At 57.5% G+C, this 25,983-nt stretch carries 26 protein-coding genes; 12 read left to right on the top strand and 14 right to left on the bottom strand.

Annotated elements, in window-relative coordinates; all coding sequences use genetic code 11:
- The first annotated feature begins 10 nt into the window (after nucleotides 1-10).
- On the top strand, nucleotides 11-583 hold the full coding sequence (kdpC, locus tag WH277_RS03635; RefSeq protein WP_339504424.1) for a potassium-transporting ATPase subunit KdpC: 573 nt from the start codon (nucleotides 11-13) through the stop codon (nucleotides 581-583).
- A 114-nt stretch (nucleotides 584-697) separates the two neighbouring features.
- Nucleotides 698-3,379 carry a two-component system sensor histidine kinase KdpD gene (gene kdpD, locus WH277_RS03630; RefSeq protein ID WP_133844470.1) on the top strand — a complete coding sequence of 894 codons (2,682 nt, stop codon included), beginning with the start codon at nucleotides 698-700 and terminating at the stop codon, nucleotides 3,377-3,379.
- A gap of 63 nt (nucleotides 3,380-3,442) precedes the next feature.
- On the opposite strand, the gene WH277_RS03625 is transcribed toward kdpD, so the two are convergent.
- The 10 genes from WH277_RS03625 to WH277_RS03580 all read right to left on the bottom strand — a co-directional run bounded on the left by WH277_RS03625 (nucleotide 3,443) and on the right by WH277_RS03580 (nucleotide 12,984).
- Entirely contained in the window at nucleotides 3,443-4,045 is a 603-nt protein-coding gene (locus WH277_RS03625) for an alpha/beta hydrolase (protein ID WP_339504390.1), read from the bottom strand.
- A gap of 20 nt (nucleotides 4,046-4,065) precedes the next feature.
- Complete coding sequence (locus WH277_RS03620; RefSeq protein WP_133844466.1) at nucleotides 4,066-5,007, bottom strand: glutathione S-transferase family protein; 942 nt, start codon at nucleotides 5,005-5,007, stop codon at nucleotides 4,066-4,068.
- Between the two features lie 10 nt (nucleotides 5,008-5,017).
- Nucleotides 5,018-5,434: a DoxX family protein gene (locus tag WH277_RS03615; protein ID WP_133844464.1), complete on the bottom strand. Its 417-nt coding sequence runs from the start codon at nucleotides 5,432-5,434 to the stop codon at nucleotides 5,018-5,020.
- Between the two features lie 115 nt (nucleotides 5,435-5,549).
- Entirely contained in the window at nucleotides 5,550-6,452 is a 903-nt protein-coding gene (locus WH277_RS03610) for a LysR family transcriptional regulator (RefSeq protein ID WP_133844462.1), read from the bottom strand.
- A gap of 95 nt (nucleotides 6,453-6,547) precedes the next feature.
- Nucleotides 6,548-7,630 (bottom strand): ABC transporter ATP-binding protein, encoded by a 1,083-nt coding sequence (locus WH277_RS03605; protein ID WP_133844460.1) that lies wholly within the window; start codon nucleotides 7,628-7,630, stop codon nucleotides 6,548-6,550.
- A 242-nt stretch (nucleotides 7,631-7,872) separates the two neighbouring features.
- The gene (locus tag WH277_RS03600; protein ID WP_133844458.1) at nucleotides 7,873-8,712 is read right to left on the bottom strand and encodes a carbohydrate ABC transporter permease; all 840 of its coding nucleotides are present in this window, start codon (nucleotides 8,710-8,712) and stop codon (nucleotides 7,873-7,875) included.
- Nucleotides 8,702-9,610: a carbohydrate ABC transporter permease gene (locus tag WH277_RS03595; RefSeq protein WP_339504386.1), complete on the bottom strand. Its 909-nt coding sequence runs from the start codon at nucleotides 9,608-9,610 to the stop codon at nucleotides 8,702-8,704. Before WH277_RS03595 ends, WH277_RS03600 begins: the two co-directional genes overlap by 11 nt.
- A gap of 9 nt (nucleotides 9,611-9,619) precedes the next feature.
- Entirely contained in the window at nucleotides 9,620-10,855 is a 1,236-nt protein-coding gene (locus WH277_RS03590) for an extracellular solute-binding protein (RefSeq protein WP_133844454.1), read from the bottom strand.
- Between the two features lie 171 nt (nucleotides 10,856-11,026).
- Nucleotides 11,027-11,965: an ROK family protein gene (locus WH277_RS03585; RefSeq protein WP_171149475.1), complete on the bottom strand. Its 939-nt coding sequence runs from the start codon at nucleotides 11,963-11,965 to the stop codon at nucleotides 11,027-11,029.
- Complete coding sequence (locus WH277_RS03580) at nucleotides 11,962-12,984, bottom strand: SIS domain-containing protein (protein ID WP_339504383.1); 1,023 nt, start codon at nucleotides 12,982-12,984, stop codon at nucleotides 11,962-11,964. The genes WH277_RS03585 and WH277_RS03580 overlap by 4 nt, the downstream gene beginning before the upstream one ends.
- A 187-nt stretch (nucleotides 12,985-13,171) precedes the next feature.
- On the opposite strand from WH277_RS03580, the gene WH277_RS03575 reads away from it, so the two are divergent.
- Both WH277_RS03575 and WH277_RS03570 read left to right on the top strand, forming a co-directional pair.
- Entirely contained in the window at nucleotides 13,172-13,942 is a 771-nt protein-coding gene (locus tag WH277_RS03575) for a DeoR/GlpR family DNA-binding transcription regulator (RefSeq protein WP_133844448.1), read from the top strand.
- A gap of 175 nt (nucleotides 13,943-14,117) precedes the next feature.
- Nucleotides 14,118-15,950 (top strand): ABC transporter ATP-binding protein, encoded by a 1,833-nt coding sequence (locus WH277_RS03570; RefSeq protein WP_133844446.1) that lies wholly within the window; start codon nucleotides 14,118-14,120, stop codon nucleotides 15,948-15,950.
- 19 nt (nucleotides 15,951-15,969) lie between these two features.
- Here the strand turns inward: WH277_RS03570 and WH277_RS03565 are convergent, their stop codons facing one another.
- Entirely contained in the window at nucleotides 15,970-17,100 is a 1,131-nt protein-coding gene (locus WH277_RS03565; protein WP_339504381.1) for a GNAT family N-acetyltransferase, read from the bottom strand.
- A 192-nt stretch (nucleotides 17,101-17,292) separates the two neighbouring features.
- On the opposite strand from WH277_RS03565, the gene WH277_RS03560 reads away from it, so the two are divergent.
- Entirely contained in the window at nucleotides 17,293-18,198 is a 906-nt protein-coding gene (locus WH277_RS03560; protein WP_159337725.1) for a siderophore-interacting protein, read from the top strand.
- 7 nt (nucleotides 18,199-18,205) lie between these two features.
- Here WH277_RS03560 and WH277_RS03555 read toward each other — a convergent pair whose 3' ends face one another.
- Nucleotides 18,206-19,117 (bottom strand): LysR family transcriptional regulator, encoded by a 912-nt coding sequence (locus WH277_RS03555; protein ID WP_133844438.1) that lies wholly within the window; start codon nucleotides 19,115-19,117, stop codon nucleotides 18,206-18,208.
- A gap of 204 nt (nucleotides 19,118-19,321) precedes the next feature.
- Here WH277_RS03555 and WH277_RS03550 point away from each other — a divergent pair, with 204 nt between their 5' ends.
- The 5 genes from WH277_RS03550 to WH277_RS03530 all read left to right on the top strand — a co-directional run bounded on the left by WH277_RS03550 (nucleotide 19,322) and on the right by WH277_RS03530 (nucleotide 21,157).
- Entirely contained in the window at nucleotides 19,322-19,654 is a 333-nt protein-coding gene (locus tag WH277_RS03550) for a helix-turn-helix domain-containing protein (RefSeq protein ID WP_133844436.1), read from the top strand.
- A 13-nt stretch (nucleotides 19,655-19,667) separates the two neighbouring features.
- Nucleotides 19,668-19,886, top strand: coding sequence for a hypothetical protein (locus WH277_RS03545; RefSeq protein WP_133844434.1), 219 nt, complete (start codon nucleotides 19,668-19,670; stop codon nucleotides 19,884-19,886).
- A 93-nt stretch (nucleotides 19,887-19,979) separates the two neighbouring features.
- Nucleotides 19,980-20,246: a type II toxin-antitoxin system ParD family antitoxin gene (locus WH277_RS03540; RefSeq protein WP_133844432.1), complete on the top strand. Its 267-nt coding sequence runs from the start codon at nucleotides 19,980-19,982 to the stop codon at nucleotides 20,244-20,246.
- On the top strand, nucleotides 20,224-20,529 hold the full coding sequence (locus WH277_RS03535; protein WP_133844430.1) for a type II toxin-antitoxin system RelE/ParE family toxin: 306 nt from the start codon (nucleotides 20,224-20,226) through the stop codon (nucleotides 20,527-20,529). Before WH277_RS03540 ends, WH277_RS03535 begins: the two co-directional genes overlap by 23 nt.
- A gap of 130 nt (nucleotides 20,530-20,659) precedes the next feature.
- A complete protein-coding gene (locus tag WH277_RS03530) occupies nucleotides 20,660-21,157 on the top strand; it encodes a TIGR00645 family protein (protein ID WP_133844428.1) in 498 nt (165 codons plus the stop codon).
- A 92-nt stretch (nucleotides 21,158-21,249) separates the two neighbouring features.
- On the opposite strand, the gene WH277_RS03525 is transcribed toward WH277_RS03530, so the two are convergent.
- Complete coding sequence (locus tag WH277_RS03525) at nucleotides 21,250-21,921, bottom strand: TerC family protein (protein WP_374760148.1); 672 nt, start codon at nucleotides 21,919-21,921, stop codon at nucleotides 21,250-21,252.
- 42 nt (nucleotides 21,922-21,963) lie between these two features.
- Nucleotides 21,964-23,940, bottom strand: coding sequence for a sigma-54-dependent Fis family transcriptional regulator (locus tag WH277_RS03520; protein WP_133844424.1), 1,977 nt, complete (start codon nucleotides 23,938-23,940; stop codon nucleotides 21,964-21,966).
- A gap of 193 nt (nucleotides 23,941-24,133) precedes the next feature.
- Between WH277_RS03520 and WH277_RS03515 the strand changes: the two genes are divergently transcribed.
- Together WH277_RS03515 and WH277_RS03510 are read left to right on the top strand one after the other, a co-directional pair.
- The gene (locus WH277_RS03515) at nucleotides 24,134-25,153 is read left to right on the top strand and encodes a Gfo/Idh/MocA family oxidoreductase (RefSeq protein WP_159337729.1); all 1,020 of its coding nucleotides are present in this window, start codon (nucleotides 24,134-24,136) and stop codon (nucleotides 25,151-25,153) included.
- A gap of 5 nt (nucleotides 25,154-25,158) precedes the next feature.
- On the top strand, nucleotides 25,159-25,935 hold the full coding sequence (locus tag WH277_RS03510; protein WP_159337732.1) for a TIM barrel protein: 777 nt from the start codon (nucleotides 25,159-25,161) through the stop codon (nucleotides 25,933-25,935).
- Nucleotides 25,936-25,983 lie beyond the last annotated feature (48 nt).

Here is a 25,983-nt window from a genome sequence, read left to right as displayed (position 1 = left end):
GGAAAATATGATGAGCCAATTACGTCCTGCTCTGTTTTTACTGATATTACTGACGCTGGTCACCGGGCTGCTCTATCCTCTGTTAACCACCGGGCTGGCGCAGTGGTGGTTCCCGCAGCAGGCCAATGGTTCGCTGTTACGCCAGGAGGGCAGCGTGCGCGGTTCGGCCCTGATCGGCCAGAATTTTACGCGTGCTGATTATTTCCAGGGGCGGCCATCGGCCACGGGTGATGCGGCGTATAATCCGCTGGCCTCTTCTGGCAGCAATCTGGCGGGCAGCAACCCTGCGCTGGACAAGGCGATTGTTGAACGCGTGGCGGCACTGCGTGCGGCGAACCCGCAGGCCAGCCATCAGGTGCCGGTGGATCTGGTCACTGCCAGCGGCAGCGGGCTGGACCCGCAGATTTCACCTGCGGCAGCGCACTGGCAGGCAGCACGCGTAGCGCAGGCACGCCAGCTTCCACTGGAAACGGTTGAACGGCTCATTGCCGATAATACGATGACGCCGCGCCCGGCGTTTATCGGGGAGCCGGGTGTGAATGTGCTGGCGCTGAACCTGGCACTGGATGCATTACAGCGTTAAACCCTGACGGGTCGGGTATGCCCACCACTACGGTGGTAAGGGCTCGCTCACCTGCGAAACTCGCGTAGGGGCGAGGCATGTCTCGCCCGTTGTTTTCCCTGTTTAAGGAATCGGATGAACGACGAACTCCAGCGCCCTGATCCGGATGCGCTGCTACGCCTGGCGGCAGAAAGCCATCGCGGTAAGCTGAAAATTTACTTTGGTGCCTGTGCTGGTGTGGGAAAAACGTGGGCGATGCTCCAGGAGGCCCGCCGTCTGCGTGCACAGGGGCTGGAGGTGCTGGTAGGCGTGGTGGAAACCCACAACCGCCCGGAAACGGCTGCGTTGCTGGCCGGGCTGACCCTGCTGCCGCGACGGGCCACCGGGCAGCATCGCCACCCCGAATTTGACCTTGATGCAGCGCTGGCCAGCCATCCGGCAGTGATTTTGATGGACGAACTGGCGCACAGTAACGCCCGTGGCTCACGCCACCCGAAACGCTGGCAGGACATTGAAGAGCTACTGGATGCCGGTATTGACGTGATCACCACGGTCAACGTTCAGCATCTGGAAAGCCTGAACGATGTGGTTGGCGGCGTGACCGGCATCCGCGTGCGCGAAACCGTGCCTGACCCGTTTTTCGATGCTGCTGACGATGTGGTGCTGGTGGACCTGCCGCCGGATGACCTGCGTCAGCGGTTGAAAGAGGGAAAAGTTTATATCGGTGAGGGCGCAGAACGCGCCATCGAAAACTTCTTCCGTAAAGGTAACTTGATCGCTCTGCGCGAGCTGGCGCTGCGGCGCACCGCCGATCGCGTCGATGACCAGATGCGTGCCTGGCGTGATACTCAGGGACGGGAAAAAGTCTGGCACACGCGTGATGCCATTCTGTTGTGCATTGGTGATAACAGTGGCAGTGAAAAGCTGGTGCGCAGTGCTGCCCGGTTAGCGGCCCGGCTCGACAGTGTCTGGCATGCTGTTTATGTCGAAACCCCACGTCTGCATCGCCTCTCTGAAGCGCGGCGGCGCGGCATTCTGCGGACGCTGCAACTGGCGCAGGAGCTCGGTGCGGAAACCGCCACGCTTTCAGACCCGAGCGAAGCCAGTGCGGTGCTGCGTTACGCTCGCGAGCACAACCTTGGCAAAATTATTATCGGCCGCCGTCCGACCCGCCGCTGGTGGCGCGAACGTTTTGCCGACCGTCTGGGCGAACTGGGGCCGGATCTCGATATTCTGATCGTCGCGCTGGATGACCCGCCGCCAGATGCCGTCAGTCCACTGGCTCCACGCGCAGGCGGAGGCGGCAATGAAGGAAAATGGCATGCACAACTGCGGGGTTGCGCCGCCGCGTTGTTACTCTGTGCGCTGGTGACCGTTGCCGGGCGCTGGCTGCTACCGGCGGTCGATTCGGTTAACCTGGTGATGGTTTACCTGCTGGCCGTGGTGATTGTCGCGCTGCGTTACGGGCGCTGGCCGTCGGTGGTGGCGACACTGCTGAACATTGTCGCCTTTGATTTAGTGTTTGTGGCACCCACTGGCACGATGGCGGTGTCGGACGTGCAGTACCTGGTCACCTTCGGCGTGATGCTGGCGGTCGGCGTGATCGTCGGTAATCTGACCGCCGGGGTGCGCTATCAGGCACGGGTGGCGCGCTATCGTGAACAGCGGGCGCACCATTTGTATGAAATGGCCAAAGCCCTTAGCCGGGCGCTCAGTCAGCGTGATATTGCCGCCACGCTCCAGCGCAGCGTAGAGAGCACCTTGCAGGCCCGCAGTGAGCTTTATCTGCCTGATGAACAGGGCGAACTGGTCGCGGTGGGGGAAGCCCATCTCAGTGCCGTACCGGACCGGGCAATTGCCCGCTGGAGCTTTGATAAAGGCCAGCCCGCCGGGGCCGGAACCGATACGCTGCCCGGTGTTCCCTGGCAGATGCTGCCGCTGAAAAGCGGCAGTGAAACACTGGGCCTGTTGATCCTTGAACCTCTCAACCTGCGTCAGCTGATGATCCCCGAACAGCAGCGATTGGTCGAAACGTTCACCGTGCTGATCGCCAACGCCTTAGAACGTATGAATCTTAGCCAGCGTGAGGCGGTGTCCAGGCTGGCGGCCGAGCGCGAACAGCTGCGTAATGCGCTGTTATCTGCGCTCTCCCATGACCTGCGCACCCCGCTGACGGTGCTGTTTGGTCAGGCTGAAATTCTGACGCTCGACCTGGCTTCAGAGCACTCACCATATGCTCCGCAGGCCAGTGCCATGCGAGAGCAGACGTTGAACACCATCCGGCTGGTGAATAATCTGCTGGATATGGCGCGGTTGCAGTCCGGCGGCTTTCATCTGAAACGTGAGTGGATGGCACTGGATGAATTGGTCGGCAGCACGTTGCGCCAGCTCTCCGTACTGCTGGCCGGACGCAATATCGCGCTCGATCTGCCGCCGATGCTGCTGATGGATGTCGATGGTCCACTGATGGAGCGTGTGTTAAGCAATCTGCTGGAAAATGCACTGAAATATGCAGGTCCTGCGGCGAACATCGGCATACGTGCCACACAGTCGTCAGCGCAGCGGCTGATGCTCGAAGTGTGGGATGACGGCCCGGGCATTGCTGGTGGGCAGGAGCAGTTGATTTTCGAGAAGTTCTCCCGGGGCAACAAAGAGTCGGCCGTGCCGGGTGTCGGGCTGGGGCTGGCGATTTGTCAGGCGATAGTCACTTTGCATGATGGCACCATCCATGCGGAGAACCGGCCGCAGGGCGGTGCTCGTTTTATCATTACGCTGCCGCTTACTCCGCCGCCGGTGATTGAGGATTATGCGGAATAGATCGGGCCGGGCATGCCCGGCCCCTACGGGGATCACGGCAGGGCGAGGCATATCTCGCCCGTTTCACCCCAGACGTGCAGCAATAAACGCCACTGCCTTTTGTGCGCCCTGAGCCGAAATGGTGTGCCCGATGCCCGGCTCAAACTGGCTGCTGACCTGCACACCCAGAGCGCGCAGACGCTGCTCTGCCGATTTGCTTTCCTGTACCGGGATCACCCCATCGGCCATGCCGTGCACCAGCAGTACCGGCGTATTCAGCGCCGGAGTGAACGGCTGTGGTGATGACAGTCGACCTGAGAATGCCACCATCCCGGCTACCGGCCAGCGGCCTGACACCAGCGTATCGAGCGCCATAATCGAGCCCTGCGAGAAGCCGACCAGCACCACCTTATCCAGATGCTCGCTCATCTGATGCCGATCGAGGATCGCCTGGAGAGTCTGGTCAAAGGCGGCACGCGCTTCTGCCACACGTGCAGGGCGGTTTTCCGGCGTAATACCCGCCAGGCTAAACCACTGCCAGCCTGCACCCTGTTCAAAGTGGTACGGTGCATTGGGGCTGGCAAAGCTTACGCCTGGCAGGGAGGGCGCCCAGTGGTCTCCCAGGCCTGCCAGATCATCGCCGCTGCTGCCAACGCCGTGCAGTAAAATAACTAATCCTTTCGACATTGTTCGCCTCGTAAATCAGATTAAAAACCGTAGCCGCTCATGTCTGGCCCGGCGGGCACAATCCCGTTAGGGTTCAGTGCCTTAATAGAGTAATAACCCTGCTTAATATGGTCGATGCTGACCGTTTCACGCACGCCGGGGATCGCCAGCAGACGTTGCAGGTAAGCATTCAGCGCCGGGAAGTCCCGTAACTGGCGCAGGTTGCACTTAAACAGACCGTGATAGGCAACGTCAAAGCGAATCAGCGTCACGAACAGGCGAATATCGGCTTCGGTCAGAACAGCATCAAACAGATAAGGACCACTGTTGCTCAGACGCGTTTCCAGCTCAGCCAGCATGCCGAACACATCATTAAAGGCTTCACGGTAGCTGATGGCGGTGGTGGCAAACCCGGCGCGATAAACACCGTTGTTCAGTCGGGGATAGATCTCCGCGTTCAGCGCGTCAATCTCTGCACGCAGGGATTCAGGGTACAGATCGACAGACTGTGTTGCCAGCGCACCAAAGCCACTGTTGAACATGCGTACGATATCCGCCGATTCATTACTGACGATGGTGCCGGTTTTTTTGTCCCACAACACCGGCACCGTTGCCCGCCCGGTGAAACTGTCGTCGGCGCGGGTATACAGCTGATGCAGATATTCCGCGTGGTTCAGGGTATCGCGGTCGGCACCCGGGAAGTCGCCAAAGTGCCAGCCTTCATCGGTCAGCTGTGGCTCAACGACGGAGACGCTGATGACCTCCTCCAGCCCTTTCAGCTTACGGGCGATTAATGTGCGTGACGCCCACGGGCAGATCAGCGCCACATACAAATGGTAGCGATCTGGCTCTGCGAGGAAGCCACTGCTGCCATCCGCCGTCACCCAATGACGGAAGCTTGAGGTCTGCCGGACAAAGCCGCCTTTTTCATCGGTGGCCTGTACCGGGTGCCACTCTGCCGTCCATTTACCGTTTACCAGCATCAGTCGTTCCTCAGTTCAGGCGTGAAGCAGGCAGGGAGGCTTTCAGCGCGTATTTTCCGTCACCGATCAACGCCAGTACCAGCAGGCTGATTGTCCAGAATACCGGGTATTCCCAGCCGCCGTTCGGGTTGGTGAACCAGAAACCCGCCGCACCGTGCACTGTAGCAATCGCACCCAGCAGTACCGGGATCAGCAGCAGCGCGGCAATGCGTGGGCGGTAGCCAACAATCAGTGCCACAGCGCCCAGCACTTCCCAGGCGATGGTGACGTAAGCCAGCCCACCGGGCAGGCCCAGTGACTCAAAGAATTTCGCGGTGCCAGCCGGGGTGAAAACAAAAAACTTCAGGCCAGCGTGCGCCAGGAACAGGATGCCAAGCGAAAGACGCAGGATCAGCGCGGCCCAGGGGGCGGTACGGGTATCAGTCATGATGAGATGCCTTATAACGTGTGAGTGTCAGGGTTGATAAAACACACTCTACACTCATTCCTCCGCACTGATTATCCTGCCATTCGCGCAATGATTACTTCCATATTGGAAGTAATCACCAGCCCTGATCCCACTCTGGCTTCCCGGCATAATGGCTGACAAGGAAGTCGATCAGCGCCCGTACCTTATGGGCCAGATGGCGTGCCGGGGGATAAACGGCGTACAGGCCGAGCGGAGGAATTTCACTCTCAATCAGCAGAGGCCGGATGGTTCCAGTTCGTAAGGCGGCACCGGCAATAAAGGTCGGCAGTCGGGCAATACCCAAGCCGCTCAGCGCCGCGGTCAGGCAGGCCTCGGCATTGGAAAAACGCAGACGGCCACTGACGGGCACAGTTTCGCCTTCATTGCCGAACGGCCAGTTATAAGGATCGCGGAAGTTGGTGTCGATAATGCAGTTATGATCGGCTAATTGCTGAGTATGCGTTGGCATACCGTGCCGCCGCAAATAGTCATCGCTGGCGGCGATCACCACGCGCATATCGCTGAGGCGGCGGGCAATCAGGCTGCTGTCGCTCAGTTTTCCGATGCGGATGGCAACGTCAAATCCCTCATCGACGATGTTCACGATACGGTCTGAGAAGCTGACATCCAGTTCAATTTCCGGAAACTCGCGGGCAAAGGCGATCAGCGCCGGGGCAAGTTGGCTGGCACCAAACGTGATGGGCGCGCTGAGTTTGATGCGTCCTGAGGGTTTCCCTGCAGCGTGGCGCACCGAGGCATCCAGCGCATCCCATTCATCCAGCAGATGTTTGACCTGAGAAAAATAGGCCTGCCCGACTTCGGTGGGGGACAGCGCACGCGTGCTGCGTTTCAGCAGTTGCACGCCCAGCTCTTTTTCCAGTTTTGATACCAGTTTAGAGGCCTGGCCACTGCTGGTACCCAGCCGGGCCGCCGCTGCGGCAAAGCTGCCCAGCTCGAGCACCGCCACAAACATTCGATCGCAATCCAGACGTTCCACGGTTTTCCCTTGTGTGCAGAAAAACGGGCCGGGCCTGCCCGGCCCCTACGTGATCCCATCGTAGGTGCAAGGTATGCCTCGCCCTGATGACACCATTAAACCAGCCGCGCACCGCTTTGTGCATCAAACAGATGGATTTTTTCGGGATTGATATCCAGAGCAAGGGATTGCTGCGGTTCCAGCGTCACGCGCCCGGCGAGCTGAATATGCAGGGGAAAACCCTGCCATTCGGCGTGCAGCAGGCTGGATTCGCCCGTGACTTCCAGCACCTTCAATAATGCGGAGGGATGGGTGGAGTGGCGTGCCTGGACAAAATCATGGGCGCGAATCCCGACGATCACCGGCTGGCTGCCCTGACGCCGGGCGCTGTCGTGCCAGCGAGCAGGCAGAGGAAACCACAGTCCGTTACAGTTGACGCCGGGAATGCCATCCTGCGTCTTTACTTCACCCGCCAGCAGATTCATCGGCGGCGATCCAATAAAGCGTGCGACAAAGGTATTCACCGGATGGTCGTAAATCTCCAGCGGCTTGCCCTGCTGCACAATCACCCCATCGCGCATCACCACAATGCGGTCCGCCAGCGTCATGGCCTCCACCTGATCATGGGTGACGTAGACCATAGTGGTTTTAAAGCGCTGGTGCAGCGATTTAATCTCCGCACGCAGCTCCATACGCAGCTGGGCATCAAGGTTTGATAGCGGCTCATCAAACAGGAAGACCTGCGGATTACGTATCATCGCCCGGCCCATCGCCACGCGCTGACGCTGGCCGCCAGAGAGGGCACGCGGGTAGCGATTCAGCAGTTTATCAATACCGAGGATGCTGGCGATCCGTGTAATGCGGCTCTGTTGTTCGTCCCGTTTGACCCGTTTAACCTGCATATGGAACGCCAGGTTTTCAGCCACCGTCAGATGCGGATACAGGGCGTAGCTCTGAAACACCATGGCGATATCGCGATCCGCGGGATCAAGATCATTTATTCGCAGATCGTCCAGCAGGATCGCCCCGTCAGAGATCGTATCCAGCCCGGCCAGCAGACGCAGCAGGGTGGATTTTCCACAGCCGGAAGGACCGACCAGCACGGTAAAACTGCCGTCCTCGATCGTCAGATCGAGCGGGTGCAACACCGTTTGCGTACCGTAACGTTTCGTGACTTTGACCAGTTCAACCCGTGCCATACTGTTTTCCCGTGGTGACGGGCGAGGCATGCCTCGCCCCTACAATTAACAGGCTGCGTGGTCCCGCATGGAGCATGCCTCACCCCTGCAATTAACAGGCTGCGTGGTCCCGTATGGAGCATGCCTCGCCCCTACAATTAACAGGCTGCGTGTTCCCGCATGGAGCATGCCTCACCCCTGCAATTAACAGGCTGCATGTTCCCGTAGGGGGCGGGCATGCCCGACCCGATTTGCCGACATAATTACCCCTTGCTGCCGCCACTGGCCAGCCCGCCGACCAGGCTTTTTTGCAACCACAGGGCGATCAGCAACGGCGGTAATGAGGCGAGGATGCCCACGGCGGCGATCAAGCCGTCATCGGTGGCGCGTCCGGCAGTAAATCCGGCGATGGTCACTGGCAGCGTTTGTGCGTCGAGATTACTGGTAAACAACAGCGCATAGAAAAATTCATCCCACGCCAGCAGCCAGCCGAACAGCGCCGAGGCGCCCAGCACCGGTTTTGCCAGCGGCAGGGTAATACGCATCAGAACCTGCCAGAAGCGCAGGCCATCCAGGCGGGCTGCCTGCTCAATATCGCGTGGCAGGGCATCAAACTGGTTTTTCAGCATCCATGTCAGGAACGGCAGGATCAGCGAACAGTAGACCAGCACCAGACCAAGATGGGTGTTCAGCAGGCCGAGCTGTTGCAGCACAAAATAGAGCGGCAGTACAAAGGCCACGGGTGGCACCATGTAGATCGCCAGCGCCGCGAACAGCCACAGATCGCGCCCGACATAGCGCGAGAAGCTGAACGCAGCGGGAACCGCCAGCAGCAGGGAAATCAGTGTGGCAAACCCCGCGACCAGCAGGCTGTTGCCCAGCGCATGCAGAAACAGTTCGCCGGGCTGACCGGGGGTGAGCGACAGCAGCGCGCGGTAACGGCTGAAGTCCCACTGGCGCGGCAGCCACTCCAGCGGAATACGCGTCAGGTCGCTGTTGGCGCTGACGCTCATCAGAAACAGCCACAGCATTGGCCCGAGAATCGACGCTGCCAGCAGCAGCGCGGCGGCATACAGCAAAACGCGGCGCAGTTTACGTTTCATCAGCAAGACTCCTGCGGCGCTGGCGGTAGAGCATCGCCATATACAGCGCAATCAGTACGCTACACATCAGCGTCATCAGAATGGCGTAAGCCGCACCGCTACCGGCCCGCAGATAGCTGAAGGATTCCTGATAGACATAGAAACTGAGGGTTTTGGTGCTGTCGACCGGGCCGCCGCGCGTCATCACATAGATAATGTCGAACACTTTGAAGGCGTCGATGGTGCGTACCACCAACGCCACACTCAGTGCACCGACAATGGCCGGAAAGGTGATGGCGCGAAAACGTCGCCACGCCGGCGCACCGTCCAGACGTGCAGCTTCATACAGATCTTCAGGAATCGACTGCATGGCGGCCAGCACCAGCAGTGTCACCAGCGGATAGTTTTTCCATACGTCAGCCAGCATCACCGCATTGAGGGCTGAGTCCGGGGAACCGAGCCAGCTGCGGTAGCCGTCGATAATGCCTGCCTGAGTCAGCAGCGCATTGATGCTGCCGTAATCCGGGTTGAAATTCAGTCGCCACATCATGGCGTTAACAATGGTGGGCAGCGCCCAGGGCAGGATCACCAGCACGCGCAGCACGTTGCGCCCGATAAATTTTTGGTTCAGCAGCAGCGCGACGAGTACGCCGATCACTCCCTCAAGCGCCACTGATATCATCGTGAAATAGAGCGTACGGCCAATCGCCGCACGAAAATCCGGGTCGGTCAGGGCGTAGAGGTAGTTATCCAGTCCGATGTAGCCGGTCTGTGCACCGCTGCCAATCAGCTCGGCATCGGTAAAGCTGAGCCAGATAGTGCGCAGCAGTGGCCAGGCGGTTAACAGGGCCATCACAATCAGCATGGGTGCCAGAAGCACCCATGCCTGACGCTGCTCACGACGTTGCAGACTGAGCATGGCGTTCCCTTAACGCAGTCGGGCTGCGCTTTTCGTCACCGCTTCCATTGCGGATTGCGGCGTTTGCTGGCCCTGAAGGACCTGCTGCAGTTGCTGTTGCAGACTGTTCGACAGACGTGAGTAGTCGGCGGTAATCGGGCGCATCAGCATCACATCGAGGGATTTTTTTGCGGCTGCGATTAACGGCTCCTGGCCTTTCTGCACGGCGGGATCGTCGTAGGAGTCTTTCCAGACAGGCAGGCTGAGTTTGGCGTATTTATTCTGCACCGGCTGGGAGGTCAGGTAACGGATATACTGCCAGGCCTGATCCTGGTGGGCGCTGGTCTGGGTCACGCCCAATCCCATCGAACCGTTCATTGCTGCGACTTTGCCCGGTTGTTCAGAGGGGGCCGGAACAATTCCCACATCACCGGCGACCTTGCTCTGCTTCGGATCGTTGGCCATGTTGTACATATAGGTCCAGTTCAGGGCAAAGGCCGCATCGCCATTGGAAAACACCTTACGCACATCCTCTTCCAGATACTCGCGTGAGTTCGGGTTTGTGACGCCTTTATCCAGCGATTCTTTCATAAAGGTGACGGCTTTCACCGATCCGGCATCACTGAAGTTCAGCTTACCGTTCTGGTAGAACTGGCCGCCAAAGGCTGACACCAGGGTGGTGTAGTCGCACACCAGCGCTTCAGCCTGGGACCAGCTCCACACCAGCGGATATTTAACGATGCCTTTATCCTGCAAAATTTTGGACTGATCCATCACCTGCTGCCAGGTGGTCGGTGGGTTCGCAATACCTGCTTTAGCGAGCATGGCTTTGTTGTAGAAGAGGTATTTTGTATCGAGGATCCACGGCATGCCCCACAGTTTTTTGTCCCAGCTGACCGTACTCCAGGCGCCGTCGAACACCTTCGCTTTCTCATCGGCGCTGACCTGGCGGGTGATATCTTTTAGCAGGCCAAATTTGGCAAATTCTGCGGGCCACATATCGTCAAACAGCACCACATCGTAGCCATCGCTACCTGCGCCGCGTGCCGCGATAATTTTATCGTGCAGGGCTTCATAGGGCACAAATTCAAGATTAACGGTGACACCCGGATTGGCTTTTTCAAAATCGCTGGTCATGGCACGCACGTCGCTTTCGCTGTAGGCGGCCTGAGACATAAACAGGGCGTTGAGTTGGGTTTTTGCAGAGGCAGCGCCGGAGGCGCTCAGAGCAAGCAGGGTCATCAGGCAAGCGGTGGATCTCTTCATTACTTACTCTCCATTTAACCTAAAAAGGAAGCGGTCGGAACACGTTCTTATTCGCCTGGATCAATAGAATGGCTGAGCCGCACAACTTAACCGGCCCAGACATTTATTATTGTCGTAAATATTTCAAAGGTAGAACTTTATTATCAAGAACTGCTTTATAGGTCGTGCTTATTATGGTTGACGGGTTCCCCTGAGTGTTGGCAGTATCGCCGCCCCGAGCGCGCCCGCCGCGTCGCCCAGAGAAGATGGAATAATATGCTTGTTAACCGCATAGCCGCTGGCCCGCGCCAGCGCTTTCTCCATTCCTCCCTGAAACAGCGGAAACAGTGCTGCTGCGCTGCCGCTGAGAACCGTCACATCCGGTCCATACAGCGCCAGCAGGGTATTTAGCCCCCGGCCAACGATCTGGCCGTACTGATAAAGAATGCCGCTGATGCGCGGATTTTCCGCGGCCAGATGGCTTAATCTCTGACTGAACGTGGCATCCCAGCGCAGGTCGGGAATCGCGGCGGTCAGCGCCTGCTGTAGCCAGCCGCGTGAGGCCAGCATTTCCCAGCAACCCTGCAATCCGCAGTAACACACTACCGGGTCATCGGAAACCGGGATGTGGCCCGCTTCCGGATGGCTGCCATCAATGTTGCGAAACGGGGTGCCGCCTTCCAGCATCGCTACGCCAATTCCCGTACCGAGTGTGACCATCAGCATGCGGCCGCTGCCCTGGCCTGCCCCTAAGTGAAACTCACCGAGGGCGGCGGCAACGGCATCGTTGTCGATTGCCACGGGGACACCCAGCAGTTCCCGCAACTGTGACACCAGTGGGAAGCCGGAGAAGCAGGCCAGCGTGTCCTCGTTTTCAATGATCTCATTGTTCATGTTCACCGGGCCGCTGGCACCGATGCCGAGGCTGGCTAAACGCTGCCCGGCGGGCACTAACTGACGCACTTTCTCTGCCAGTGCGCTGGCACGTTGCCAGGCGGGCAGCGTGGCGAACCACGCGGTCGGTACGGTTTCTGACGCGATTTCGCGCTGCCCGGCCAGCAAAATAATGCGTGTGCCGGTACCCCCGATATCCATGCCTGCCTGTAGAGAGAGTGCGTCAGAGGTTGTCATGTTTTCACCGTTATCTTTTGGCCGTAGAGAAATTCCCCTGGTATCCGCCCATTGCCACGCGCCAGCGTGACAGTCAGATGCTGGACCCACAGCATTGCACACAGTAAACGCGGCAGCGGTTCGGTGGGTGTGGGCAGATGCACGCTGTCGGCGTACTTCTCCGGCCCTACGCTGACCACCAGCGTCCCGTTCTGGCGCAAATCGGCTGCCAGGGTGTTCAGGGTGTTGTCGCTGCCATCACCAAACAGGAGGGCCAGCATCCCCGCGCCGGAGGTTTCCATCGGACCGTGGCGGAACTGGCCACCAATAAAACCTTCTGCGGCCACTTTGGACGCTTCTTTGGTAATCAGTGCTCCGGTTAACGCCGTAGCGGCATCGGCCCCGATACCAATCATCGCGACGCGGGGCAGGTTATGGGCCAGCAGCGCATCGCTGAGCGCTTGTGCTTCGGCGCGCTGGCGAATAATTTGCGCGATATCGGGCAGAATAGCATGCACGGTCGCCAGCAAAGGTTTCTCATTCCGCCCGGTCAGGGCGTACAACACCCGGTAACTGGCGACTAACGTGTTGAGGTAGCTTTTCGCACTGACGGTGGCTTCTGACCCGCTGTGCAGCAATACCTGAACCTGTGCCTTTTTTGCCAGTTCGCTGGCGGTATCATTGGTGATGCCAATCAGCGTTTTTGGCGGGGTGATACTGTTCAGCAACGCCACCACTTCGCCACTCATTCCTGACTGCGATGTCAGCCACAGCAGACTGTTGGCGGTGACCAGGTTTGGCATATCGAGCAATCTGCCCGCATCAATACGCCATACCGGGTAACCGCGCTCGATCAGTTCACGTTCGATCGGGATCAGGGCGTAATCAGAGGATCCCATTCCGGCCAGCACAATACGATCGTAGTGATTGAGATCCAGTGCGCTGAGTGCCTGCGGTAGCTGGTAAGCTAACTGGTCACGCAGGGCCTCGACCTGCTGCTCAATATCTTTTTCGTAGTCGCTGAGAATCGTTGCTGACATCGATAGTGCCCTCCCGAAAGTTGTTACCGATGAGTTAAATGTATATGCACGAATTCGTGCAGTCAATGTGCATTATTCGCGCAATAGCACAAATATTTGCCTGTTTTTTGTCTGCTATACTGACACCAGGGCAATGTTCGTACAGTATGTGCATGAAAGTGTGCAGGTATCGCAACAGGAAGGACACATGAGCGCATCAAAAAGACGATTGCAAATAATTGAGATGATCAGGGAAAAGGGCTATCTGAACGCCGTAGAGCTGTCCGAAGTGTTCGGTGTTGATAGTTCGACTATCCGCCGCGACCTGTCGTTGCTGGAAAAAAACGGGATGGTGATGCGCACGCATGGGGGATTGCTGCCGGTATCCGGCGTGACGGAGAGCAGCCTGGATACGCCTTACAGCGTACGCCGTCAGATGAACAATCCGGCGAAAGCGGCGATTGCACGTTATGCGGCAAGCCTGGTGCAGGACGGTCAGTCGTTGATCCTGGATAACGGCTCCAGCGTCTATGAACTGGCGCTGGCGTTGCGCGATAAGCGTAATCTGACTGTGGTGACCAATGACGTCCTGACCGCCGTGGCACTGAGTGCCTGCCCGGGGATCACCATTCACGTCACCGGGGGCATGATGCTGAATGCTGTCTATACCCTGATTGGCCAGGAGACGGTGGATAAGATTAACAGTCTGCACGTCGACTGGGCGTTTCTTGGGGCGGAAGGGGTGCACTTTGACAGCGGTATCACCAATATCAACACCGTCGAAATCCCGGTGAAGAAGGCGATGATCGCGGCGGCAGAGAAAACCGTGGTGCTGGTGGACAGCAGTAAAATGGGCTATCGCGCGCTTGCACATGTGTGTCCGTTGGCGGAAATCGCGCTGATTATCACCGAGGAGTCCCCGGCCCTGAAACAGCGAACGAAATATGGGGATCGGCTGCGGGTAGTGACGCTCGCGTAGCGGCGTGGCGAGGCCCGCAGGGATGCGGTCGTTGCTTATTCGGCATGCTCAAACTGGCCTCAGACCCGAAGCCATACTGTCAGCCACTAAAATTTGTGGGGGGCTCTATGAGGTCGACCCTCACCCCGGTTATGCACTAAGCTGAACAATCCTGCCGTACACATGAGCCTGCTTTATGCTTTATCGCCGTTTTGAAAGGATGATCAACATCTTCAGGGATGCCCCGGCCGACACGCCACCCAACAACCTCTGGGCATTCTATCTGTTCTATCTGCGTCAGGTGTGGCCGTGCTTCGCGCTGTTACTGGTGATTGGACTGGTAGCCTCACTGATCGAAGTAGCGCTGTTCCGCTATCTCAGCCGTATCATCGACCTGGTGAATAGCAGCCCCGCCGCCACCTTCTTTAGCGACCACGGCAGCGAACTGCTGTGGATGGTGGTGGTGGCGCTGATCTTCAGGCCACTGTTTATTGGCCTGCACGACCTGTTGGTGCACCAGACCATCAACCCCGGCATGACCAGCATGATCCGCTGGCAGCATCATAACTACGTGCTGCGTCAGAGCCTGAACTTCTTCCAGAATGATTTCGCCGGACGTATCGCCCAGCGCATTATGCAGACGGGCAACGCGCTGCGCGACTCTGCGGTGCAGGCGGTCGATGCCCTGTGGCACGTGCTGATTTACGCCGTCACCACGCTGGTGCTCTTTGCCGAAGCAGACTGGCGGCTGACCATCCCGCTGTTGATCTGGATTGTCGGTTACGTGTTGTGCCTACGCTACTTTGTGCCGCGCGTCAAAGCCCGTTCGGTGGCGTCGAGCGATTCCCGTTCCCGTCTGATGGGCTGCATTGTTGACGGTTACACCAATATCACCACCCTGAAGCTGTTTGCCCACAGCGATCTGGAGCGTCAGTACGCCCGCGAGGCGATTGGCGACCAGACGGTAAAAACCCGCAGCCAGGGACGTATGGTCACCGGCATGGATGTGGTGATCACTACGCTGAATGGTCTGCTGATTATCAGCACTACCGGGCTGGCGCTGTGGCTGTGGACGCAGTCACTGTTAAGCGTTGGGGCGATTGCGCTGGCTACCGGGCTGGTAATCCGCATCGTCAACATGTCCGGCTGGATTATGTGGGTGGTGAACGGCATCTTTGAAAATATCGGGATGGTGCAGGATGGCCTGCAAACCATTGCCCAGCCCGTCAAAGTCAGTGATAAAAACCAGGCTCCGGCGCTGCGGGTGCAGCAGGGCGAAATCCAGTTTGAGGCTATCCGCTTTAACTACGGCGGCGAACGCACGGTGATTAATGACCTGCAGCTGACCATCCGGCCCGGTGAAAAAATCGGCCTGATTGGCCCCTCCGGCGCGGGAAAATCCACGCTGGTGAATCTGCTGCTGCGGTTGTATGACCTGAACGGTGGCCGCATCCTGATAGATGGTCAGAACATTGCCGATGTCACTCAGGAGAGCCTGCGTGCACAGATTGGGATGATCACCCAGGATACCTCCCTGCTGCACCGTTCGATTCGCGAGAACCTGCTGTACGGTCGGCCGGATGCCAGCGAAGAGGCGTTAACGCGCGCTATTCATCAGGCGAGAGCCGATGAATTTATTCCCCTGCTGTCCGATCCGCAGGGCCGCACCGGGCTGGATGCCCAGGTGGGTGAACGCGGCGTGAAGTTGTCCGGTGGGCAGCGCCAGCGTATTGCGATTGCCCGCGTACTGCTGAAGGATGCGCCGATTCTGATTATGGACGAAGCCACTTCCGCGCTGGATTCCGAAGTGGAAGCGGCGATTCAGGAGAGCCTGGAGACGTTGATGGGAGAGAAAACCGTGATTGCGATTGCCCACCGGCTATCGACCATCGCCCGTATGGATAGGCTGGTGGTGCTGGAGCAGGGCCGGATTGCCGAAATTGGCAGCCACAGCGAACTGCTGGCAAAAGGCGGCCTGTATGCGCGCCTGTGGCGCCACCAGACCGGCGGATTTGTCGGCGAAGGATGATGGTCATGCCCGACGGGTATCACTGCCCGTCGGGCTGCCGCCACGGTAGCGAGGCTTTGGCTTCCTCTGCCCAGTTGCGCACGCCTTCACGCTCCTGATGCAGGAAATCGGCGACCGCATCGTGCAGCCCGGCGTGGCGCAGCAGGTGCCAGGATTCTGTCAGCACCGGTTCGAAACCACGAATCAGCTTATGTTCACCCTGAGCACCGGCATCAAAACGCTGCAGCCCGTGCTCAATGGCGTACTCCATCCCCTGATAGAAGCAGGTTTCAAAATGCAGGCGGTTGAACTCTTCCAGGCAACCCCAGTAGCGGCCGTAGAAGGTGTTGCCATCCACCAGACTGAACGCCATGGCCACCGGCTCTCCGTGCTGGCTGGCGATCACCACGCGAATCGCTTCCGGCATGCGCTCGGCCAACAGGCTGAAAAACAGGCGCGGCAGGTAAGGCTGACGGCCGCGCACGCGGTAGGTATTGGCGTAACAGGCGTAAACAAAATCCCACTGCGCCTCCGTCACCTCTGCGCCCTGATACCAGACAAACTCCACGCCCTGGCTGGCAACCAGCTCGCGCTCTTTGCGCAGCTGTTTGCGCTTGCGCGAGGTGAGGAGGTCGAGAAAATCCTGGAAATCGCGAAAACCCCGGTTGTGCCAGTGATACTGGCAGCCGAGGCGCGGCAGCCAGCGCGGATCCTGCTCCAGCCCCTGGTGAATACGCTCATCGCTGAAATTAATATGGCCGCTGAAGAGCTGCCGTTCGGCCAGAAACGCAGGTAAGGCCTGTAACAGCTGCGCGGCCTGGCGAGCGCTCCCAAGCAGTCGTGCGCCGCTGACCGGACTGAATGGCACCGCCGACAGCCACTTCGGATAATAAGGAATCCCTGCCCGCTCGCTGGCCTCTGCCCAGGCGTGATCGAAAACGTATTCTCCCATCGAATGATTTTTCGCGTAGCCAGGCATGGCCGCACGCGGCGTTCCCTCTTCCATCCACAGCAAATGCTGCGGCAGCCAGCCCGAAGCGCGGCTGACCGCACCGCTCTCTTCCAGAGTGGAGAGAAAAGCATGACGTAAAAAAGGCTGAGAGTTGGGGGCCAGGGCATCCCACTGACTGGCCGGAATATCGGCCAGTTGCGTCAGGACAGTCAGGGACATCGGCGTGCTCCGCATTTACCACAGGGAAAGCGCTACGTTGACGGCTTTTTGCGCCGGGATCAATCCGTTATTCCATGAGGGTGATGTAAAGAAGCCTCGTTCTCATTCTCATTATCATCTGGCTTTGCTATTCTTGCCGACCTTATGTGCGTTATCACACGTGCGCGGCTTTCAGGTTTACAAGGCGGGTTTATGGCGAGTGTTCAGGGTTATCGCTTGTTTAATGTAGTGCTGGCGCGTAAGCAGGTACTTTCTCCTTCGATGCTGTGCTGCGTATTCAGCGGTGATGACGTGCGTCAGATGAAAATGGATGCACCGGATCAGCGGATAAAACTGCTGTTTCCTTCCCTCAACGGCACGCCCTCAACGTTGACCGATGAGGGTGATAAAACCTGGTGGGAAACAGCCCGCGCGATGCCGCAGGATATCCGTCCGATTGCCCGTACCTATACCCTTCGTCACGTCAATGCTGATGCCGGAGAAGTAGAAGTCGAGTTTGTGATGCACGGTACCGAAGGCCCGGCTTCGGCCTGGGCGCTGAATGCTGAGCCGGGTGCAGCGCTGCAAATGGTGGCACCAAATCGCGCCTGCCCGACCAGCAGCGGTGGCTACGAGTGGGACCCGCACCCTGACGTGGAGCGCGCGCTGGTCGTTGCAGATGAAACGGCACTCCCGGCGGCGAAAGCGATCCTTGAACAGCTGGCTGGCTGGAGCAACCCGCCGCAGTTACAGATGTTCCTGGAAATGCCGAAACGCGGCGACTGTGTTGATCTCAGCCACTATACTTTTGCCGACATCCACTGGCTGCCGCGTGAAGAAACCGGTGCCTCTCATGGTGAAGCGTTACTGCAGGCGGTGCAGCAGCGGGTGATGCTGCCGGAAAGTGCGTTGGTGCGCGGTGAGCTGCATGAAGAGAAGGATGGCGATATCCTCTGGGACCGTGCCGATAGCGGAGATAAACGCTTTCATGGCTGGGTTGCTGCCGAGTCCAGCGCCGTTAAACAACTGCGCCGCTATCTGATTGGTGAGCGCGGCCTGTCGCCGGAGTGCATCAGTTTTATGGCCTACTGGAGCCGTGGCCCGCGCCGCAACGACTAACCCTCTGTTACCGGCGGACCATCAGCAATGGGCTGACGTTTTTCAGCAGGTTATAGAACCAGGTTTTGGCAGTGATATCCCCGATCTCGGTGTGCCCGTACAGGTACACCTCAAGATTCGGTAGCTCAAACGGCAGTTCGATGATGCGCCCGTTGCCTCGTGCGACATAGATTTTCGCCGCGCTGGAGGGCAGCGTCACCAGCAGTTCGCTGGAGGCAATCAGCTCGCCCAGCGCCGCAAAGTGCGGGACTTCCAGTGCAATGCGGCGCTCATAGCCATACTCTTTTATCCGCTCTTCCACCATATAATGCCCGCTGATGGTCGACACAATAATGTGTTGTTCCTCCAGGTAGGCATCCAGCGTCAGGGTGTCGCCAATGCGCGGGTGCTGGTCGTTCAACAGGCAGACATAACACTCGTCCATAATCCGGTCACGCTGCGCCAGCGAAATACTCTCGTTACGGCTGCACAGCGCGGCATCGACCTTTCCGGTCAGCAACCATTCATCCAGTTTTCGCATCTCTACCGGGATCACCTCCAGCTGCACGTTAGGGGCAACGGCGCGCAGATGTTTCACCAGACCGGGTAGCAACAGCAGTTCGCCAAGGTCAGAGAGGGCGAGACGAAATTTGTGAAAGGATGTGTCCGGAGAGAAGCTGCGGGTGTCTGCCACCGCCTTCTCAATGCCACTGAGAGACTTTTTAAAAACCGTATAGAGCTGACTGGCGGTGGGAGTCGGTTGCATCCCTTTACGGCTGCGTTTAAACAGCTCGTTACCCGTCGCAACCCGCAGCCGGGCTAGGGCATAGCTGGCAGAGGGCTGAGTAATGAACAAACGTTCGGCAGCCCCGCTGACACTTTGGGTTTCATAAATAGCGATAAATACCCGTACCAGGTTGAGATCCATGTTAGCTGGCATATAGCCCTTATCTATTATCAAAGATTTATATTATCTATTTGAACTATTTTAAGCGGTCTAATACCATCCCTTCCACGTTTTTTTGATATGTTCTCCCTTTTTTTTCATATCGTAATTACTTCAATAAAATCAAAATAATAAATAACTTCCTTGTTCTTTTAAGGCAGGAGTGGGCGTCATGCGCCCGTCATCGCGGAGCTAAAAATGAAAAATGAAATCGTGGACGTTATCGTCGACTGGATCGACGATCACTTAGAAGAAGGCCTCAATATTGAAGCCGTGGCGGCAAAATCTGGCTATTCGAAGTGGCACCTGCAACGTGCGTTTAAAGAGCAAAGGGGCATCACCCTGGCGACGTTTATTCGCAGCCGCCGTCTTGATCAGGCTGCACGCTGCCTGGTCAGTTCGACCAAAAGCATTATGGCGATCTCGATGGACCTCGGTTTCTCTTCCCAGCAGTGCTTCCAGCGGGTGTTTAAAAAGCACTTCAATGTTACCCCGCGCGATTACCGCATTCAGTTCCGTCAATATCATTAAGTCCGGAGGACCCGTGCGCCAGTTGACTAAAATGGCCGCCGTGCTGGCGGTGCTGTCTCTTCATCCTTTCACCCAGGCCTTTGCGGCAAGTCAGCCACAGCTTACGATGCAGACCGACAGCGGTCAGGGCAGCCCGTTCGGCTATGAGCGCCAGATGAAAAAGATGATGCGCCCGATTAACGATTTGCTGCCACAGGGCAGTAATGAAGAGGCGCTGCCGGTCCGGGAATAATATAGGGTCTGTGCGGATTTATCAGCACAGGGCTGGATGTCTGAAGAGTAGTCAGTTAGATTTGTAAGAACTAATCTTACAGAGCGGAATGCAATGGCCAGAACCATGACAGTGGATTTAGGTGACGAGCTGCGCGGGTATGTTGAATCTCTGATTGAATCGGGTGATTACAGAACGCAAAGTGAAGTGATTCGTGAGTCGTTACGATTGCTCAGAGAGCAACAGGCACAATCGAAACTTGCGCAATTAAGATTGCTCCTCGCCGAGGGATTAGAGAGTGGCGTTCCGCAGGAGTGGGATCGCAATGCCTTTATCAGGGAAGTGAAGGGAAAACGCCATGACTCAGGGAAAACGGATTAAGCTCACGCCCAAAGCGCGGGACGATCTCAAAGATATCTTTAGCTATGGCGTGAGTCACTATGGAGAGGTAGCCGCTGATGCTTATATTGATCGTATTTTCACTGCACTGGATATGCTAAAGCACCATGAAATTGGTCAGCGGCGTGCAGAAGTTGGCGAAAATATGTTCTCTTTAGTGGCGGCAGAACATCTTCTTTTTTTCAGACCAGAATACGAAGATATTCTGGTTGTCAGAGTGTTGCATCATTCACGGGATGTAAAGCGACAACAACATTGGTTCTGATTCTTGCCCCTTCATTGATGTTCTCAACGTAAAGTCGCTTAAATTCTGTTGTTTTAAGCGCGCATGCCTTGAAAAAGTCTATCAGCCATCGGGTATACTGTTCGCCCTGTTGAATTGTGAACTGGATGCTATGGAACGTTTCGTCGAAAACCTGATTTACTCTGCGCGCTGGCTGCTGGCACCGATTTACCTCGGGCTGTCGCTGGGGTTAGTGGCGCTGGCCATTAAGTTTTTCCAGGAGCTGATCCATCTGCTGCCACACGTGCTTGAGATGTCGGAAAATGACATGGTGCTGGTGCTGCTTTCGATGATCGACATGACGCTGGTTGGTGGTCTGCTGGTGATGGTGATGCTCTCCGGCTACGAAAACTTTGTCTCTAAGCTGGATATTGATGAGAACAGAGAGAAGCTTAACTGGCTGGGCAAGATGGATTCGGGGTCGCTGAAAAATAAGGTTGCGGCATCGATTGTGGCCATCTCCTCTATCCATCTGCTGCGGGTGTTTATGGATGCGAAGAATATCCCGGATAACAAGCTACTGTGGTACGTGATTATTCATCTGACGTTTGTGCTGTCGGCGTTTGTGATGGGGTATCTGGATAGCATGTCGAAGAAAGAGAAGATTTAGCGTCAGGTTAAATGCCTCCGAAAACCATCGCATTTTTGTAGGGGTGAGGCATGCCTCACCCGGTATTGATGCGGGTCGGGCATGCCCGCCCCCTACGACGCCCGCCCGCGTCTTACCACACCGTATCCCACCACCATCAGTGCCCCAATGGCCCCGGCAATCCAGTGCAGATGCGGGATCGCAGCGGTATAACGCAGCAGTGCCGGGTCAGTGACCAGCATACTGCCCGCAATCCAGCCAATCAGTGCTCCGCCGAGCGTGACGATAAACGGGAAGCGCGTCAGCAGCGTCAGTACCAGTTTGCTGCCCATGACAATAATCGGAATACTGATCAACACCCCGAACGACACCAGCCAGACGTTGCCTTTACCCGCTGCGGCCACGGCCAGCACGTTATCCAGCGACATCACCACATCGGCCAGCGTAATGGTCAGCACGGTTTTCCACAGACGGTTATCGCCATTGATGTTGGCTTCTTCCTCTTCACTGCCGACCAGCTTAAAGCCAATCCACAGCAACAGCAGGCCTCCGACGATCTTCAGCCACGGCAGCGCCAGCAGGTGAACGGCAATAATCAGCAGCACAACGCGGGCAACAATCGCCCCGAGCGTGCCGAGAATAATCGCTTTTTTCTGCATGTGCGGTGGCAGTTTACGGCAGGCGAGGGCGATAACGACGGCGTTATCGCCACCCAGTAACAGATCAATTAATACGATTTGTAGCAGGATAACGGCAAAATCAAGATGTTCGAACCACATAAGCACTCAGTCAACACAGCGAAAGGGTCACCGCAGTGACCGAAGCGATCAGCGGCGAAACTCGTCAGCACTGATCTGATATTTCTTCAGTTTATTATATAACCCGGCGCGTGACAGCCCCATTAACTGAGCTGCCTGGCGCAGATTGCCGTTCAGTGCATCCAGCGTGCTAATAATATGCGCGCGCTCATTCACATCAAGCCGAACGGCCTGCTGCGGCTCCGCGAGATGGGCCGCATGGGTGGAGGACGTGCGCCGGATGACTTCATCGGGCAGATCCGGCACATCAATAAACAGTCCGTCGTTCATATTGATCACCCGCTCAACAATGTTCTCCAGCTCACGGACGTTACCCGGCCAGTGGTAGTGGCTTAAAGCGTCCATTGCCCCGGCGGTAAACTGCACGTTGATCTTTTTCAGCTGGGTGCAGACTTTTTCGCGGAACCACTCGGTGAGCGCCGGAATATCGCTGCTGCGTTCGCGCAGGGCGGGAATGGGAATAGAAATCACGTTCAGGCGGTAGTAGAGGTCGCGGCGAAACGCGCCGGTTTCCACTGCCCGGATCAGATTGCAGTTGGTGGCAGCGATAATACGGACATTGACTTTCACCGGCTGCGACGCGCCAATGCGCACCACTTCACTCTCCTGCAATACGCGCAGCAGGCTGGTCTGCGCTTCCAGCGGCATATCGCCAATTTCATCAAGAAACAGCGTCCCGCCTTCTGCCAGTTCGAACTTACCTGCGGCACCGCCGCGCCGCGATCCGGTAAACGCACCGTCCATATAACCAAACAGCTCACTCTGTACCAGATCGCGCGGCAGCGCACCGCAGTTAACAGCAATAAAAGGCTCGCCGCAACGCAGGCTGCCGTTATGGATCGCCTGAGCAAACAGCTCCTTGCCGGTGCCGCTCTCTCCGGTGAGTAACACGGTGCTGTCGCTGCGACAGCAGCTACGGGCTTTATCCATCGCGACCTGCAAAGCCGGTGCGCTGCCGCACAGCATATCAAAGGTATAGCTGGCGCTCGCCCCCATCACCCGGCGGGTAATGGCGCGGATACGCTGATTCTCTCGCAGGGCGATAATCTTACCGCCGCCTGGCGCGGGCATCACCGATACCAGGCAGCAGACGCGCTGATTCTCGGCAGGGCTGAAGACGATTTCGCGGTCGTTGCAGAAGGTCATGGTCGCCAGGCGCGTATGTTCCGGGTTCAGTACCGCATCCACTTGATGGCCGGCGCGTGCCAGTCCGTGGAAGATCTGTCGGGCATAGCGGTTGATGGTTTTGATCACCCCTGAGCGATCGAGCACGATCACCCCTTCGTTCAGCGTTTCGAGGATCGACTTCTGCTCCGCCAGCAACGCACGCAGGATCAGCTGCTGGCCGATCGCTTCGGCGGCCGCCTGCACGGTACCGAGAGTATGGTAGTGGAAATTGTCCTGGCTGGCGGTCAGCGTCAGTACGCCGATCATCCGTCCCTCAGCATCTCGGATGGGCGCGGCAGCACATTGCAGATGGCGCTCACGCAAGGCCGCTTTCCAGTTTTCACCGTTGAGCATATACACCAGCCGCTGCTGTTTCAGGCAGCGCGCGGTACAGTTGGTGCCCATCTCTGATTCGGTCAGGATGCTGCCTATCGGGGTCAGATCGCGACCGCAGCAGGAGAGCGTAACCCCCTGCGCATTGGTCAGATTAATGTGGCCGTCCGGGTTATAGGCCAGCAGATTTTCCATAATGCTGCCCGCCACCTCAATCAGCTCGGCATTGTCGGCCAGAATCTGTTTGACCCGTTCCTCGGGTGGGAAGGTGTAAGCAAAATACGCAGGATCGATCCCGGCAGCACGGCTGCTTTTCCATGAACTGAGGACATCCGGGCGGACAAACTCCGGCTCGCGCCCGGCATCAAAATCCCGTCTCGCCTGTTCCAGCAGGCTGTCCCAGCGGCTGGCTTCACTGCCCGCAGGCAGGCTCAGCTGTCCATCACACTCTGCGTTGATCGCACCGGCTAACGTCGGTTGATTCATTTTGCTTCCCTCCCACTAATGGAATGTCCATTTTATAGACATGTTAAGTTGACATGTTTTTTTTGTGTGCATTTTGTGATCGCGACAAGAAGAGAAAGGCGCGCCCTGCAGTGTTCCGCACTCTGGCATAGGGTTTGCTTATGTCTGTTTAACGACAAAAAAACAGTCAGCCAGCCACCTGAAGGGGAACAAGATGTCAGTAACAAAACAGATCGTGCGTGTGGGGTTAATCGGAGCAGGGCGCATGGGGAGCTTCCATGCGACCTCGTTGGCGCAAAAGGTTCCGGGGGCGGTGCTGGCCGCGGTGGCCGATCCCGTGCCGGGAGCTGCGCAGCGTCTGGCGGAGAAGCTGGGTGCGGGCAAATATTATAGCGAGCCCCAGTTGATGCTCGACGATCCTGACATTGATGCGGTGCTGATCGCGACACCGGCACGGACGCATGCGGAGCTGGTGGCCGCGGCTGCCCGGGCCGGGAAACATGTTTTCTGTGAAAAACCGATGGCCATCACGCTCGAAGAGGCTGACCACGCGATTGCTGCCGCGAAAACAGCGGGCGTGGTGTTGCAGGTGGGCTTTAACCGCCGTTTTGCTAACGGCTTCGCCGCCGCGCTGGACGCAATCAAAAAGGGTGAGATCGGCACGCCGCAGCTGATCCGTTCCCTGACCCGCGACCCTTCTCCATTGCGTGATCCGAGCGGCATCCCGCCGTGGACTATCTATCTGGAAACGCTGATCCACGATTTTGACACGCTGCTGCACTGCAACCCCGGCGCGAAACCGGTGGAAGTGTATGCCATTGCTGACGCGCTGGTGCGCCCGGACTTCAAAGACAAAGGGCTGCTGGATACCTCGGTGGTGACCATTCGTTTCGATAACGGCGCGATTGCCGTCGCGGATGCCAGTTTTGAAGCTGTCTATGGTTATGACGTACGTGCGGAAGTCTTCGGCAGTAACGGCATGTTCCAGATGGGCAATATTAACGTCAATAACTGTGTGCGCTACGGCGCTGCCGGAATTGCCATTGAGACCTCCCGTCAGGATACCGACCTGCTGGCCGATGCCTACATTGCCGAACTGACCGAGTTTGTCCGCTGTGCCGCCAGCGGTCAAATCCCACGCGCCACCGGCGAAGATGCGCGTAATGCGCTGGAAATCGCACTGGCCTGTATTGCCTCTGTTCAGCAGGGCAAACCGATTCAATTACGAGGATAACAACGATGTCGGATTATCGTCTTTCGGTCTCAGCCGAAATGGTTTTTCTGGATTTACCCTTTATCGAACGTGTGAAGCGTATTCATCAGCTGGGTTTTGGCGTTGAAATCTGGCACTGGAACAATAAAGACATCGATGCGCTGGTTGCAACGGGGGCGAGTTTTACCTCCATGACCGGCTACCTGACCGGCAATCTGACGGACGATGACGAGATCGCCAACCTGTTAAGCAGCGCCGAAGAGTCGCTGGCCGTGGCAGCACGTCTTAATTGCCCGAGCCTGAACCTGCACGGCACCGGCCTGGATAATCAGGGGCTGCCCGTCAAGCCCGTGGAGATTGTCACTGGCCCGATGTGGATAAAAGCCGTGCGTACGCTGGAAAAATTAGCCGCATTGGGTGAGAAAGCCGGGCGCGTATTTACTCTGGAAAATCTCAACCTTGCCGTTGACCATCCGGGCACGCCGTTTGCCAAAGCCGCCGATACGCTGGCGCTGGTGGAGGCGGTAAACAGCCCGTATCTGAAAATGAATCTTGACCTGTACCACGCGCAGATCGGCGAAGGCAATCTGATCGAACTGGTGCAGCGCAGTGGCGATGCGATTGGTGAAATCCAGGTCGCTGACGTACCGGGCCGCTGTGAGCCGGGGACAGGTGAGATTAACTACCGTGCAGTGGCGAAAGCCCTGCGGGCCATGAATTATCGGGGGGTCATTGCACTTGAAGGCTGGGCGTCAGGGGACAGCGAAGCGGCCCTGGCAAGCTTTAAAGCGCACTTTGATTAATTAAACATGATGCGGCCAGCCCTGGCCGCTTTTTTTCAGGAGGACCTG

The sequence above is a fragment of the Erwinia sp. MYb416 genome, from assembly GCF_037479575.1.
In the GTDB taxonomy this organism is placed as follows: Bacteria; Pseudomonadota; Gammaproteobacteria; order Enterobacterales; family Enterobacteriaceae; genus Erwinia; species Erwinia rhapontici.
The sequence above is the reverse complement of the archived record's forward strand: the minus strand, read 5'-3'. Positions and strand labels throughout refer to the sequence as shown.

Coding starts and splice junctions, on each gene's coding strand:
- kdpC (WP_339504424.1), top strand. CDS start 11: ATGAGCCAATTACGTCCTGCTCTGTTTTTACTGATATTACTGACGCTG.
- kdpD (WP_133844470.1), top strand. CDS start 698: ATGAACGACGAACTCCAGCGCCCTGATCCGGATGCGCTGCTACGCCTG.
- WH277_RS03625 (WP_339504390.1), bottom strand. CDS start 4,045: ATGTCGAAAGGATTAGTTATTTTACTGCACGGCGTTGGCAGCAGCGGC.
- WH277_RS03620 (WP_133844466.1), bottom strand. CDS start 5,007: ATGCTGGTAAACGGTAAATGGACGGCAGAGTGGCACCCGGTACAGGCC.
- WH277_RS03615 (WP_133844464.1), bottom strand. CDS start 5,434: ATGACTGATACCCGTACCGCCCCCTGGGCCGCGCTGATCCTGCGTCTT.
- WH277_RS03605 (WP_133844460.1), bottom strand. CDS start 7,630: ATGGCACGGGTTGAACTGGTCAAAGTCACGAAACGTTACGGTACGCAA.
- WH277_RS03600 (WP_133844458.1), bottom strand. CDS start 8,712: ATGAAACGTAAACTGCGCCGCGTTTTGCTGTATGCCGCCGCGCTGCTG.
- WH277_RS03595 (WP_339504386.1), bottom strand. CDS start 9,610: ATGCTCAGTCTGCAACGTCGTGAGCAGCGTCAGGCATGGGTGCTTCTG.
- WH277_RS03590 (WP_133844454.1), bottom strand. CDS start 10,855: ATGAAGAGATCCACCGCTTGCCTGATGACCCTGCTTGCTCTGAGCGCC.
- WH277_RS03585 (WP_171149475.1), bottom strand. CDS start 11,965: ATGACAACCTCTGACGCACTCTCTCTACAGGCAGGCATGGATATCGGG.
- WH277_RS03580 (WP_339504383.1), bottom strand. CDS start 12,984: ATGTCAGCAACGATTCTCAGCGACTACGAAAAAGATATTGAGCAGCAG.
- WH277_RS03575 (WP_133844448.1), top strand. CDS start 13,172: ATGAGCGCATCAAAAAGACGATTGCAAATAATTGAGATGATCAGGGAA.
- WH277_RS03570 (WP_133844446.1), top strand. CDS start 14,118: ATGCTTTATCGCCGTTTTGAAAGGATGATCAACATCTTCAGGGATGCC.
- WH277_RS03565 (WP_339504381.1), bottom strand. CDS start 17,100: ATGTCCCTGACTGTCCTGACGCAACTGGCCGATATTCCGGCCAGTCAG.
- WH277_RS03560 (WP_159337725.1), top strand. CDS start 17,293: ATGGCGAGTGTTCAGGGTTATCGCTTGTTTAATGTAGTGCTGGCGCGT.
- WH277_RS03555 (WP_133844438.1), bottom strand. CDS start 19,117: ATGCCAGCTAACATGGATCTCAACCTGGTACGGGTATTTATCGCTATT.
- WH277_RS03550 (WP_133844436.1), top strand. CDS start 19,322: ATGAAAAATGAAATCGTGGACGTTATCGTCGACTGGATCGACGATCAC.
- WH277_RS03540 (WP_133844432.1), top strand. CDS start 19,980: ATGGCCAGAACCATGACAGTGGATTTAGGTGACGAGCTGCGCGGGTAT.
- WH277_RS03535 (WP_133844430.1), top strand. CDS start 20,224: ATGACTCAGGGAAAACGGATTAAGCTCACGCCCAAAGCGCGGGACGAT.
- WH277_RS03530 (WP_133844428.1), top strand. CDS start 20,660: ATGGAACGTTTCGTCGAAAACCTGATTTACTCTGCGCGCTGGCTGCTG.
- WH277_RS03520 (WP_133844424.1), bottom strand. CDS start 23,940: ATGAATCAACCGACGTTAGCCGGTGCGATCAACGCAGAGTGTGATGGA.
- WH277_RS03515 (WP_159337729.1), top strand. CDS start 24,134: ATGTCAGTAACAAAACAGATCGTGCGTGTGGGGTTAATCGGAGCAGGG.
- WH277_RS03510 (WP_159337732.1), top strand. CDS start 25,159: ATGTCGGATTATCGTCTTTCGGTCTCAGCCGAAATGGTTTTTCTGGAT.